This window comes from Streptomyces malachitofuscus (assembly GCF_055571035.1).
Window position 1 is genome coordinate 235,114 of the sequence record NZ_JBVIGA010000001.1, and the last position, 12,678, is coordinate 247,791.

Genomic DNA, 12,678 nt, shown 5'->3' on the forward strand with positions numbered 1-12,678 from the left:
TGAATTCTACGGGGCCCCACCGACACACCTCGCTGCCGTAGGACCGCCCGGCTAGCCCACAAGACTCTCCAGCGGCACATGCGGATCCGCCAGCGCCTCCGTGTCCACCCGCTCCCGCCCCCGGATCATCGCCTGGATCGGATCCGTGACATCCCACACATTCACGTTCATCCCCGCCAGCACGCGCCCCTCCTTCACCCAGAACGCGATGAACTCCCGCTTCCCCGCGTCGCCCCGGATGACCACCTGGTCGTACGACCCCGGCGGCGCCCACCCGGAGTACTCCATCCCCAGGTCGTACTGGTCGGTGAAGAAGTAGGGGACGCGGTCGTAGATCTCCTCCCGGCCCAGCATCGAGCGTGCCGCCGCCGGCCCGCCGTTCAGCGCGTTGGCCCAGTGCTCCACGCGCAGCCGCGTGCCGAACAGGCCGTGCGGGAAGGACGCCACGTCACCGGCCGCGTAGACGTCCGGGTCGGAGGTCCGCAGCCGCTCGTCGACGAGGACACCCCCGCCGGCCGCGCGGTCGGCGAGCTCCAGTCCCGCGGCCTCGGCGAGAGCGACCCGGGGGGCCGCGCCGATCGCGGCGAGGACGGCGTGCGCGGGGTGCTCCTCGCCGTCGTCGGTGCGGGCGGCGAGGACCATGCCGTCCTGGCCGGTGATCTCGGTGAGCGTGGCCCCGAAGTGGAAGCGGACGCCGTGCTCGCGGTGCAGCTCCGCGAAGAGCTGACCGAGCTCGGGCCCGAGGACCGAGTGCAGCGGGGTCTGCCCCCGGTGCACGACGGTGACCTCCGCGCCGTACTGGCGGGCCGCAGCCGCGATCTCCAGGCCGATCCAGCCGGCGCCGGCGATCACCAGATGGCCGTTGTCCCGGCCGAGGGAGGTGAGGACGCCCTTGAGACGCTCGGAGTGCGCGAGGCGGCGCAGGTGGTGGACGCCCGCGAGACCGGTGCCCGGGATGTCCAGACGGCGCGGCTCGGCGCCGGTGGCGAGCAGCAGCTTGTCGTAGCGGACGGTGGTGCCGTCGTCGCCGAAGCGGACGGTCTTCGCGGCGCGGTCGACGGCGTCGACGGTCTGGCCGAGGTGCAGTTCGATGTCGTGACGCGCGTACCAGGCGGGCTCGTGCACGAAGACGCTGTCGCGTTCCTCCTTGCCGAGGAGGTAGCCCTTGGACAGCGGCGGACGCTCGTACGGGTGGTCGCGCTCGTCGCAGATCAGTATCACGCGGCCGGTGAAGCCCTCCGCTCTCAGCGTCTCGGCCGCCTTGGCGCCGGCCAGTCCGCCTCCCACGATGACGAAAGTCTGATCCGCGTCGACCACGTGATGCCTCCTCGTAACGGTGTAGCCACCTGCGAGCGTCCCGCACGCAGGGTGATGCCGGAAGGGGGAGTGACCCGATCAGGCCATGCGGGTCATCCCTGCCCCGTGAGCCGGGCGTGAAGCGAGCGCGCCGAGGCGTCCGTGAGGGACGCGATCTGGTCGACGATCACCCGCTTGCGGGCGCGGTCGTCCGGGGCCCGGTCGAACAGGGTGCGGAACTGGGGGTCCAGGCCCTCGGGGGCGCGGGCGGTGAGCGCCTGGGCGAGCTCGACGACGACGATGCGCTGGTCGGCGCGGAGCAGTTCCTGCTCGGCGCGCTGCATGACGTACCGGTCGGCGACCGCCTTGAGGACCGCGCACTCCATGCGCGTGCCGCGCGGCACGACCAGCTCGGCCGCGTACCGGGTGAGGCGCCCGTTGCCGAAGGCCTGCCGGGTGGCGCCCTCCGCGGCGAGGCAGAAGCGCCCGATGAGCTGGCTGGTGGCGTCCTTGAGACGGGCCTGGGCGACGGCCGTGCCGTCGTACCCGTGCGGCCACCACTCCTGGGCGAGGAGGCGGTCGAGGGCCTCGGCCAGTTCGGCGGGGTCGGTGTCCGCGGGCACGTACCGGCCCACGGCGACGGCGAAGACCGCCCGGCGTTCGGGTGCGGCGTGCAGGCAGCCCGGGTCGATGTGGCCGGCGTGCAGGCCGTCCTCCACGTCGTGCACCGAGTAGGCGACGTCGTCGGCCCAGTCCATGACCTGGGCCTCGAAGCAGATGCGGCTGCCGGGGGCCTCCTTGCGGACCCAGTCGAACACCGGGCGGTCGTCCTCGTAGACCCCGAACTTCGGGGAGCCCGGGTCGGTGGGGTGGGCGCCGCGCGGCCAGGGGTACTTGGTGGCGGCGTCGAGGGTGGCGCGGGTGAGGTTGAGGCCCACGGAGCCCTCGGGCGTGAACCGTTTGGGCTCGATACGGGTGAGGAGGCGCAGCGACTGGGCGTTGCCCTCGAAACCGCCGCAGTCCTCCGCGAACTCGTTCAGCGCCTGCTCGCCGTTGTGCCCGAAGGGCGGGTGCCCCAGGTCGTGGGAGAGACAGGCCGCCTCGACGAGATCGGGGTCGCAGCCGAGGGCCGCGCCGAGCTCCCGGCCGACCTGGGCGCATTCGAGGGAGTGGGTGAGGCGGGTGCGAGGGCTGGCGTCCCACATCTGGCTGTGCTCGCCCGGTGTGACGACCTGTGTCTTCCCGGCGAGGCGGCGCAGCGCCGCGGAGTGCAGGACGCGCGCGCGGTCGCGCTGGAAGGCGGTGCGACCGGGGCGTTTGTCGGGCTCGGTGGCCCAGCGGGCGACGGACGTCGGGTCGTACGCGGCGGGGGGTGCGGTGCCTTCCATGCCTCGACAGTAAGGGGAAGCAGTGACACCCGGGCGCGCCCGGCCCGACGACGCCTCCCGCCGGGCGGCGCACCCGGTCGTCCTACGACCCGCACCACGGCTCCCCGCCCGAGCTCCCCACCCCACTGCCGACAGCTCGGACGGCCCACGCCGTCAGTCGGAGGATCCTCGACGATCGCGCGCCGTGCCGGAATCCGGCGATTATGTGCTGTGCCGGACTTCGGGGATCGTGTGTCGTGCCGGACCTCGCCCCGGACCGGGCAGACGGTCCTAGTCGACCTCCGCCACCGCCTCCGCGAACTGCGCCTTGTACAGGCGGGCGTAGGCCCCGTCCGTGGCCAGCAGCTGCTCGTGCGCGCCCTGCTCGACGATCGACCCGTTCTCCATCACCAGGATGGTGTCCGCGTCCCGGATCGTCGACAGCCGGTGCGCGATCACGAACGACGTACGCCCGTGCGCCAGTTGGGCCATCCCCTTCTGGATCAGCACCTCCGTACGCGTGTCCACGGAGCTCGTCGCCTCGTCCAGGACCAGGATCACCGGGTCGGACAGGAACGCCCGCGCGATCGTGATCAGCTGCTTCTCACCCGCGCTGACCCCCGACCCCTCGTCGTCGATCACCGTGTCGTACCCGTCGGGCAGCGTACGGATGAACCGGTCCGCGTGAGCGGCCCGCGCCGCCTCCTCGATCTCCTCCCGGGTGACCTCACGGGACGCCCCGTACGCGATGTTCTCCGCGATGGTGCCGCCGAACAGCCAGGTGTCCTGGAGCACCATGCCGATCCCGGAGCGCAGTTCCTCCCGGGACATCCTCGCGATGTCGACCCCGTCCAGGGTGATGCGCCCGCCGGACACCTCGTAGAACCGCATCAGCAGGTTCACCAGCGTCGTCTTGCCGGCTCCCGTCGGCCCGACGATCGCCACCGTCCGGCCCGGTTCGACCGTCAGCGACAGATCCTCGATCAGGGGCTTGTCGGGGTCGTACCGGAACGACACCCGCTCCAGCACCACCCGCCCGCGCAGCCGCTCCGGCTTCTCGGCCGGCGACGGGTCCGCCTCCTGCTCGTCCGCGTCCAGCAGTTCGAAGACCCGCTCGGCGGAGGCGACACCCGACTGCACCAGGTTCGCCATCGAGGCGACCTGCGTCAGCGGCATCGAGAACTGCCGCGAGTACTGGATGAACGCCTGCACGTCCCCGATGGACAGCGAGCCCGACGCGACCCGCAGACCGCCGACGACCGCCACCAGCACGTAGTTGATGTTCGACACGAACAGCATCAGCGGCTGCATGACGCCGCTGTTGAACTGCGCCTTGAACCCGGCCTCGTACAGCGCCTCGTTCTCCTCGGCGAACCGCTTCGCCGACTCCTCCTGCCGACCGAACACCTTCACCAGGGTGTGCCCGGTGTACATCTCCTCGATGTGCGCGTTGAGTTTGCCGGTGGTCCGCCACTGGGCCACGAAGTGCGGCTGCGACCGCTTGCCCACCCGCGTGGCGACGACGAACGACAGCGGCACCGTCACCAGCGCCACCAGCGCCAGGATCCACGAGACGTAGAACATCATCGCGAGCACCCCGATGATGGTGAGCAGCGAGTTGATCAGCTGCCCCATCGACTGCTGGAGCGTCTGCCCGATGTTGTCGATGTCGTTGGTGGCGCGGCTCAGCACCTCGCCGCGCTGCCGCTTGTCGAAGTACGACAGCGGCAGCCGGGACAGCTTCGTCTGCACGTCCTCGCGCATCCGGAACATGGTGAGGTTCACGGCCCGGTTCACCAGCCGGGTCGCCACCGCCATCAGCAGACCGGCGGCCAGGAACACCGCCAGCGCCCCCAGCAGGACCTGCCCCACCGCCGTGAAGTCGATGCCCTCGCCGGGGGTGAAGTCGGTGCTGCGGAGCATGTCGGCGACGTCGCCGTCGCCCCGCTCGCGCATCGAGGCGAGGACCTCCTCCTTGGTGGCGCCCTCCGGCATGTCCCGGCCCACGATCCCGGCGAAGACCAGGTCGGTGGCCTCACCGAGGATCTTCGGCCCGACCACGCTCAGGCCCACGCTCAGGACCACACAGGCCAGCAGCCCGTAGATCGTCAGGCGTTCCGGCCGGAACCGGGCGATCAGCCGTTTGCTCGACCCCTTGAAGTCGATCGACCGCTGGTCGGGGCCGCCGCCGGCCATCATCCGTGCCGCGGGTCCGGCCATCAGGCAGCCTCCGCTTCCGTCAGCTGGGAGAGCACGATCTCCCGGTAGGTCGTGTTGTCCGCCATCAGCTCGTGGTGCCGGCCGGTGCCGACGACCCGGCCCTCGTCCAGCACCACGATCCGGTCGGCGTCCCGGATGGTGGCCACCCGCTGGGCGACGATCACCACGGTCGCCTCGGCCGTCTCCTGTGCGAGGGCCGCCCGCAGGGCCGCGTCGGTGGCGTAGTCGAGCGCGGAGAAGGAGTCGTCGAAGAGGTAGATCTCCGGCCGCTGCACCAGCGTCCGGGCGATCGCCAGACGCTGACGCTGACCGCCGGAGACGTTCGTCCCGCCCTGGGCGATCGGCGCGTCGAGGCCGCCCTCCAGCCGCTCCACGAAGTCCTTGCCCTGCGCCACCTCCAGCGCGTGCCACAGCTCCTCGTCGGTGGCGTCCGGATTGCCGTAGCGCAGGTTCGTCGCCACCGTGCCCGCGAACAGATACGGCTTCTGCGGCACCAGACCGACGGTTCTCGCGAGCAGCCGGGGCTCGAGGTCCGCCACCGGCACCCCGTCGACCAGCACATCGCCGTCGGTGGCGTCGAACAGCCGCGGGACCAGACCGAGCAGCGTGGACTTGCCGCTGCCGGTCGAGCCGATCACGGCGGTGACCTCGCCGGGCCGCGCCACCAGGTCCACCGACCTCAGCACCGGCTCCTCGGCACCCGGGTAGCGGAAGCCTGCCCCCCGGATCTCCAGATGCCCGTGCCGGCGCAGCTCGGTGACGGGCGCGACGGGCGGCACGACGCTCGAGGAGGTGTCCAGCACCTCGTGGATGCGCTCGGCGCACACCTCGGCGCGCGGCACCTGCATGAACATGAAGGTGGCCATCATCACGGACATGACGATCTGCATCAGATAGGCGAGGAACGCCGTCAGATCACCGATCTGCATCCCGCCGCTGTCGATCCGGTGCGCGCCGAACCACACCACCGCGATCGACGACAGATTCACCACCGTCATGACCACCGGGAACATCAGCGCGAGCATGTTGCCGGTGCGCAGGGACACATCGGTCAGCCCGGTGTTCGACGCACGGAACCGTCCCTGCTCGTACTCGTCCCGTACGAAGGCACGGATCACCCGGTTGCCGGAGATCTGCTCGCGCAGCACCCGGTTCACCGTGTCGAGCCGCCGCTGCATCGCACGGAACAGCGGGCGCAGCCTCCGCACGATCAGCGTCACGCAGATGCCGAGCACCGGCACCACCCCGACCAGCACCCCGGACAGCGGGACGTCGAGACCGAGCGCCATCACGATGCCGCCCACACACATGATCGGCGCGGACACCATGAGGGTGAACGTCATCAGGGTCAGCATCTGCACCTGCTGGACGTCGTTCGTCGTACGGGTGATCAGCGAGGGCGCGCCGAAGTGACCCACCTCACGCGCGGAGAACGACTGCACCCGGTCGAACACGGCGGCGCGCACGTCCCGTCCCAGGGCCGCCGCCGTCCGGGCGCCGTAGAACACGGCACCGACGTTGCACACCACTTGGGCCAGCGAGATGCCGATCATCAGAGCGCCGTAGCTCAGGATGTAACCGGTGTCACCTCTCACGACTCCGTTGTCGATGATGTCGGCGTTGAGCGTGGGCAGGTAGAGAGTGGCGCAGGTCTGCAGGAACTGCAGCAGCACCAGCAGGGTGATGGGTCTCTTGTAGGGCCGGAGGCGGGACCGCAGGAGTCGTATGAGCACGCTGAATCTCTCGGGTGGTCGACACGGGACTTCGGTTGCCCGTGGCCCCTATCGTCGAACACTCCACCCGCGTTACCTCAACCGAATGAGCCCGCCGCCGTGCGATCGACCCCCGCCGGCCCGCTACACGCGGAACGCGCCCGGATGCGTCTGCTCCCGCACCGACACGAACTGCTGGCGCACCGCCTGTCCCACCGCCAGCTCCTCGCCGGGATCCAGCACCTGTGCCACCGCGCCCTGCCACACCGGCGGCGTCCGCGGATCGAGGGTGCCCTGCGACACACCGAGCGCCCACGCCGCCTGCCGGGCCGCGCCGATCGCCGCGTAGTCCGCCGGCTGCGGCACCACCACCTGCGCCCCGAACAGCGAGGGGGCCGCCGCCTGCACGGCAGGCAGCTCCGCGGCCGGGCCCAGCAGGAAGACCCGCCGCACGTCCACGCCCCGGCCACGCAACACGTCCAGCGCGTCCGCGAGCCCGCACAGCATTCCCTCGAACGCGGCCCGCGCCAGATGCTCGGCCCGCATCGACTCCCGCCGCAACCCCGCCAGCGTCCCGGCCGTGTGCGGCAGGTTCGGGGTGCGCTCACCCTCCAGATAGGGGAGCAGCACCAGCCCGTGCGCACCGGGCGTCGACTTCATCGCCAGCTCGGACAGGCTCTCCAGATCGGGCAGTCCCAGCAGCTCCGCGGTCCCGCGCAGCGCCCGTACGGCGTTGAGGGTGGTGACGACGGGCAGATGCATGCCGGTCGCGTCGGCCAGGGACGTGATCATGCCCTGCTGGTCGACGAGCGCCTCGGGGTGCACGGCCATCACGGACCCGGACGCGCCCAGCGACACCACCGCGTCGCCCAGCCCGATCCCCAGCCCGAACGCCGCCGCCATCGTCTCGCCCGTACCGGCGGAGATCAGCAGCCCCTCCGGCGTCGTACCGGCCGCGTCCGCCGGGCCGATCACCTCGGGGAGCATCACCTGGTGCCCGAGCGCCATCTCCACCAGATCGGTCCGGTAGCCGCCGGTGGCGGCCGCCCAGTAACCGGTCCCGGAGGCCCCGCCCCGGTCGGTCGTCCGCCGCACCGGCCGGCCGAGCAGCTGCCACACCAGCCAGTCGTGCGCCTGGAGCAGTACGGCGGTGCGCGCCGCGTTCTCCGGCTCGGTGCGTGCCATCCAGCGCAGCTTGGTCACCGGCTGCGCGGCCCCCGGCACACAGCCCACCGCCTGCGCCCACGCCTCGCGCCCGCCGAGCGCGTCCACCAGATCGGCCGCCGCGACCTGCGCCCGCTTGTCATTGCCGGTCATCGCGGGCCGCACGGTGTTGCCCTGCGCGTCCAGCGGCACCAGCGCGTTCGCCTGCGCGGACACGCCGATGGCCTGCACCCCCTCCAGCAGTCCGCCGCCCGCCGCCTCGCCCAGCGACAGCAGCCAGGCCTGCGGGTCGACGTCGGAGGGACGGCCGCCGCCGTCGGCGCCCTGCACCGGATGCTGGGCATACCCCTGCCTGAGCACGGCCCCGGTGTCCGTGTCACAGACGACGATGCGAGTGAAATCGGGCGCACTGTCCAACCCGGCGACTATCCCCATACGGCGATTTTGCCGCATGGGGAGGTGTGGGTGGGGCCCGGGCGCCGCCGGGTGGAGCAAGCGTCAGGTGTTGCTCGTGCCCCAGTCGTCCTCGGCCGGGCCGTGGGCGGTGCGCTCGCGCAGGGCGTGGACCCGCTGGGCGACCGAGTCGGGCATGCGGTCGCCGACCTTGTCGCTCACCGCGTGGTACGCCTTGTCCGCGAACTCACGGCCCTGCTGCACCGCGCTCTCCGCGGTGTTGCGCACGGCGGGGTTCTGTGCAAACTGCTCGGCCGACCTCTTCAACTGTTCGTAGCGCTCGCGCCCGGCTTTCGTGCCCAGCACGTAACCCAGGACGACTCCGGCGACGAACGTGAGCCGGTAAGTCATGGCGGCCACCCTTCCCGTTGTTCCAGTCTGCGTAGGTCTCCGGTGCGGCGACAGCGCCGGGGAGTACCGATTGGCGGAGCACCCCCCTGCTTGCGCTAATGTATGTGTCGCAGCGAGCGCGCGCCCCCTGGCGGATACCCAGGTGGGTGCGTTCGATGCAACGAGGCATTCCTCCGTAGCTCAATTGGCAGAGCAGCCGGCTGTTAACCGGCAGGTTACTGGTTCGAGTCCAGTCGGGGGAGCTCGGTCCTCCGTAGCTCAATTGGCAGAGCAGCCGGCTGTTAACCGGCAGGTTACTGGTTCGAGTCCAGTCGGGGGAGCATGCTGAACGAGGACCCCCGCAGGGGTCCTTTTTCATGTCCGGGGGAACCGTGCGGGGCTCGGAGCGGTCTCCATGGTCACCGAGGCCGTACGCAGCCGACCAGCCGAAGCAGGAGATCGTATGAGCGGCTATGCTGCGGCAGACGGCGCGCACACATGTACGCGACACGCCGCTATGGGGCGGTAGCTCAGCCGGTTAGAGCAGCGGACTCATAATCCGTCGGCCGTGGGTTCGAGTCCCACCCGCCCCACCAGTACGTGCCCTGACCTCCGGGAACGTCTCTCAGTGCCCCTGAGTCACCTACTCGGTCCCGCCGAGGAGAAACCGCTGCTCACAAGTACTGCCTGAGGGTGTCACGTCGGGTGTCTGGGTGCGACCTGCGGGAAGCTGGCAGCCCGACCGTCTGCGCCGCCACTGTCCACCCCGTCAAAGCCTGTCGGGTGCCGATCTGCCGCCGCTGTGCGGCTTGAGATGCCGCACGTCAAGCGAGGCAGGGCAACAGAGGCTCATCCTCCACGTTGTCGGGCATCAGATTCTCTGAGAGTATGAGGTCATGAAGACGATGACCGCTACCGAAGCATCACGGAACTTCGCCTCCGTGCTGGACAGTGCGGAACGCGGCGAAACCATCGTGATCACCCGCGGGGGCAAACGCCTGGCCGTGCTCGGCCCGGCGCCCAAAGCCACGGGCCGTGCGGTGAAGGATGCTCTCCTGCCCTACGTCGACACCCTCGACGACGCCTTCGAGGGCGATGTGATGGACACCCGTGATCTGCTGACCCTGGACGATCCGTGGAACGACTGATCCTGGACACCGGCGTATTGATCGCGGTCGAGCGCCGGAAAGTCGTCCTCGACCAGGTACTCGCGGACGATGACGACCCGGCGATCGCCGCCATCACGGCCGCGGAGTTGCTCCAGGGCGTCGAACTGGCCGACAACACCAACCGGCTTGCCCGCCAGTCATTCGTAGACGTCATCCTTGCCACGATTCCGGTCGAGGAATACACCGTGGACATCGCACGGGCTCATGCGCGGCTGCTCGCCCACGTACGCAGGGTCGGCCGGCCCAGAGGAGCCCACGACCTGATCATCGCGGCAACCGCCGTGACCACCGCACGCACAGTCATCACCTACGACAAGCGGGCGTGCTTCGACGACCTTCCCGGTGTTCGGGTACGTCGGTTGTGACGAGCCCGGGCGATTGGCTGCCGGCACGTGTGCCTGTCGCAGCCAACGGCTGCCCACTGGTGGATGCAGCCGCGCGCGACCTGGCCCCCGCTTCGGCCTCCGTCCGCATCACCGCATGAAGTGAGACAGCGTGCACGCATGCACGCTGCTCGTGTAGCAGCTGGCGGTCGAGATCCGGCACAAGCTCCCGACGCACTTGGCACTGAGCACGGTGGCCACCCGGGGTTCGCTCCCCGGCTCGGGGCCGCCCATCATCGCTGATGCGCCGTAAGTCCCGCTGGAGTCGCTCGGGTCTGCAAAAGCTGCCGTCCGCGGTTGAATGCCGGTGTGGCGCGGAAAGTGGTGGAGTTCGGCGAGGACGATCTGAGTGCGCTGGCCGGGGCTCGGTCCTTCGAGCGGGGGCTGGGGTATCTGGACGCGGTGAGTGGTCTCGATGTGGGGGAGGGCTCGGTCACCGCCGTGGTGCACGGTACGGATGTCTACGAGGTGGAGCTCACCCTCGGCGGGGGCGACGGGATCTCGGGATGGTGCGATTGCCCGTACGGGCAGGAGGGCAACTTCTGCAAGCACTGTGTGGCGGTCGGGTTGACCGTGCTACGGCGGGCGAAGACGATTCCGCAGCAGCGGGCCGCGGCGCGGGCACGGTCTTCCGGCTTGGAAGCGTGGCTTTCAGGGCTGTCACGCGAGCAACTCCTGGTGCTGGTGCGGGAGCAGATCGCCGAGGACCGGGAACTGCGCCGACGTTTGGAGCTGCGGGCCGCCGCTGCTCGTTCTGACCTCGGTACGGTCCGGGATCGGATCACCACGCTGATCGATCCACGGCCGTTCGCCCGGTACGGGTGTATCGAGTACGCGGATGCCTCCGGGTATGCGCGGCAAGTCGCAGAGGCGGCGAGTGTTCTGCGCGCCCTGTCCGCCGACGGGCAGGCGGCGCAGGCGGCCGCTCTGGCCGAGGAGGCGCTCCGGTTGCTGGGAGAGACGTACGGGGAAATCGACGACTCCGACGGCGTGGTCGGGGAAGTCGCCGCCGCAGTGGCGGAGGTCCATCTGGAGGCATGCAGGGTCGCACGCCCCGATCCGGAGCGGCTGGCGGAGTGGCTGGTAGAACGTCTGCTCGCCGACGACAGTGGTGTGACGGACCTGGATCCGCCCGACTACGCCGACGTGCTGGGGCGGAGCGGGCTGGCCCGCATGCGGCAGCTGGCGGCTGAGGCACTCAGGCGCAGGCCGTCCGGCTGGGCGGAGCGGTATCTGATGGAGCGCCTGGTCAAGGCGGACGGCGACGTCGACGCACTGGTCGCCCTGTATGCGCAGGACCTCGATCCGTCCGGTGCCACCCATCTGATCATCGCCGAGGAACTGGAAACGGCGGGCCGTACGGAAGAGGCACTCGCCTGGGCCGAGCGGGGACTGCGGGACTGTGCCGCCGAGACGCACATCGACAGCCGTCTGGCCGACCATGTATGCGTCCGGTACGCGAAGATGGGGCGGGTGGGGGACGCCTTGGCGGTGCGCCGGGACCGGTTCCGTTCCGAGCGATCCCTCGCCTCCTACCGGCAGCTGCGCTCCGCCGCGCGGGCGGCAGACAGCTGGGAGGCCGAGCGCGCGGCGGCGCTGGCCATCTTGAGGGAGGACGCCCGTCGTGAGCCCGGCGGCCGGTTTGGCGGGCCCGTGCTGATCGACGTGCTGCTCGACGACGGCGACTTGGACGCCGCCTGGCTCGAGGCGGCCGACCGCGCGGACGACCGGCAGTGGGAGCGACTCGCCGACCTGTCGCGCGAGGTACGTCCGGCCGAGGCGCTCGGCGTGTACCTGCGTCTGGTCGAGCGGTCGAAGGAGCCGACCGGGGACCGTGCCTACGAGCACCTGGCCGGGTTGCTCCTGGCGGCCCGTGACTGCCATCGCGCGCTGGGAGCCGAGGACGCGTTCACCGGGTATCTCGCCGGCCTGCGGGCGGAACTCAAACGCCGACGCAAGCTGATGAACATCCTCGACCGGCACGGGCTGTGAAAAGGCTCCGGCAGAGACCTCATCGGCGATGGGGCAACGACAGGGACAGGGGTCGGCTTTCCCGTCGGAAGGCATGTCCGCTGCCAGAGGTGGTGAAAGAGCACCACCCCGTCACTCGACCTGGGCTGATTCCGCCCGGCGTTCCCCAGTTCCCCCTCACGGGAAGGCTCTGGGGAACGCCGGGGGACACGCAGGGGACGGTCGCCGCGTTCCTCGGACCGTCTCAGTGGCGGTACTGGGCTTGAACGATGAACAACTCGTTGTCGGCCTCCGCGGCATACGTGCGTAGACATACTTGTCTGATTTTGGCTTCTTATGGTCAAAGGTGCGCTTCCTCCCTGTAAGGCGGAGAGCGCCGGGAGACTGTCAGCAGTTCCTGAACAAGACCGACGATGAACTGTACGAGCTGTTGGGCTCCTCACTGCTGGGCCCTGGCCTGGGAGTGTCGTCCGAAGATCCCGACCACGCCCGCCGATTCGGCCGGGAGTGGTTCGACCGGCAGCTTTAGGAGCTACGGCGCAGGGTGTGCGGGCATGAGCGCCTCACAGGGGCGCCGGGGACGAGTGCCTCGGACCGGGCGGTCGACGCCCTC

9 protein-coding genes and 3 tRNA genes are annotated in these 12,678 nt (G+C 70.2%); 6 read left to right on the forward strand and 6 right to left on the reverse strand.

Features of this window, described 5'->3' with window-relative positions:
* Positions 1-51 precede the first annotated feature (51 nt).
* From ACZ44S_RS01055 to ACZ44S_RS01080, 6 genes are all read right to left on the reverse strand, one after another.
* Entirely contained in the window at positions 52-1,317 is a 1,266-nt protein-coding gene (locus tag ACZ44S_RS01055; protein WP_466922900.1) for an NAD(P)/FAD-dependent oxidoreductase, read from the reverse strand.
* A 92-nt stretch (positions 1,318-1,409) separates the two neighbouring features.
* Positions 1,410-2,684, reverse strand: a complete 1,275-nt coding sequence (locus ACZ44S_RS01060; RefSeq protein WP_466922902.1) for a deoxyguanosinetriphosphate triphosphohydrolase — start codon at positions 2,682-2,684, stop codon at positions 1,410-1,412.
* Positions 2,685-2,954: 270 nt separating this feature from the next.
* Complete coding sequence (locus ACZ44S_RS01065; RefSeq protein ID WP_466922904.1) at positions 2,955-4,883, reverse strand: ABC transporter ATP-binding protein; 1,929 nt, start codon at positions 4,881-4,883, stop codon at positions 2,955-2,957.
* Positions 4,883-6,616, reverse strand: a complete 1,734-nt coding sequence (locus ACZ44S_RS01070; RefSeq protein ID WP_466922907.1) for an ABC transporter ATP-binding protein — start codon at positions 6,614-6,616, stop codon at positions 4,883-4,885. Before ACZ44S_RS01070 ends, ACZ44S_RS01065 begins: the two co-directional genes overlap by 1 nt.
* A gap of 123 nt (positions 6,617-6,739) precedes the next feature.
* On the reverse strand, positions 6,740-8,194 hold the full coding sequence (locus ACZ44S_RS01075; RefSeq protein WP_466922909.1) for an FGGY family carbohydrate kinase: 1,455 nt from the start codon (positions 8,192-8,194) through the stop codon (positions 6,740-6,742).
* Between the two features lie 63 nt (positions 8,195-8,257).
* A complete protein-coding gene (locus ACZ44S_RS01080) occupies positions 8,258-8,563 on the reverse strand; it encodes a YtxH domain-containing protein (protein WP_466922911.1) in 306 nt (101 codons plus the stop codon).
* 169 nt (positions 8,564-8,732) lie between these two features.
* Between ACZ44S_RS01080 and ACZ44S_RS01085 the strand changes: the two genes are divergently transcribed.
* The 6 genes from ACZ44S_RS01085 (at position 8,733) to ACZ44S_RS01110 (ending at position 12,086) form a co-directional block, all read left to right on the forward strand.
* A tRNA-Asn gene (locus ACZ44S_RS01085) sits at positions 8,733-8,805 on the forward strand.
* 5 nt (positions 8,806-8,810) lie between these two features.
* Positions 8,811-8,883 (forward strand) — tRNA-Asn (locus ACZ44S_RS01090).
* A gap of 178 nt (positions 8,884-9,061) precedes the next feature.
* Positions 9,062-9,138 (forward strand) — tRNA-Ile (locus ACZ44S_RS01095).
* A gap of 300 nt (positions 9,139-9,438) precedes the next feature.
* Complete coding sequence (locus tag ACZ44S_RS01100; RefSeq protein WP_466922913.1) at positions 9,439-9,690, forward strand: type II toxin-antitoxin system Phd/YefM family antitoxin; 252 nt, start codon at positions 9,439-9,441, stop codon at positions 9,688-9,690.
* Positions 9,678-10,076 carry a PIN domain-containing protein gene (locus ACZ44S_RS01105; protein ID WP_466922915.1) on the forward strand — a complete coding sequence of 133 codons (399 nt, stop codon included), beginning with the start codon at positions 9,678-9,680 and terminating at the stop codon, positions 10,074-10,076. Before ACZ44S_RS01100 ends, ACZ44S_RS01105 begins: the two co-directional genes overlap by 13 nt.
* A gap of 327 nt (positions 10,077-10,403) precedes the next feature.
* A complete protein-coding gene (locus tag ACZ44S_RS01110) occupies positions 10,404-12,086 on the forward strand; it encodes an SWIM zinc finger family protein (protein WP_466922918.1) in 1,683 nt (560 codons plus the stop codon).
* Positions 12,087-12,678: the final 592 nt, after the last annotated feature.

Excerpts from the sequence above, each read along its gene's own strand:
- ACZ44S_RS01075 (WP_466922909.1), bottom strand. The coding sequence starts at position 8,194 with ATGGGGATAGTCGCCGGGTTGGACAGTGCGCCCGATTTCACTCGCATC.
- ACZ44S_RS01065 (WP_466922904.1), bottom strand. The coding sequence starts at position 4,883 with ATGGCCGGACCCGCGGCACGGATGATGGCCGGCGGCGGCCCCGACCAG.
- ACZ44S_RS01080 (WP_466922911.1), bottom strand. The coding sequence starts at position 8,563 with ATGACTTACCGGCTCACGTTCGTCGCCGGAGTCGTCCTGGGTTACGTG.
- ACZ44S_RS01100 (WP_466922913.1), top strand. The coding sequence starts at position 9,439 with ATGAAGACGATGACCGCTACCGAAGCATCACGGAACTTCGCCTCCGTG.
- ACZ44S_RS01060 (WP_466922902.1), bottom strand. The coding sequence starts at position 2,684 with ATGGAAGGCACCGCACCCCCCGCCGCGTACGACCCGACGTCCGTCGCC.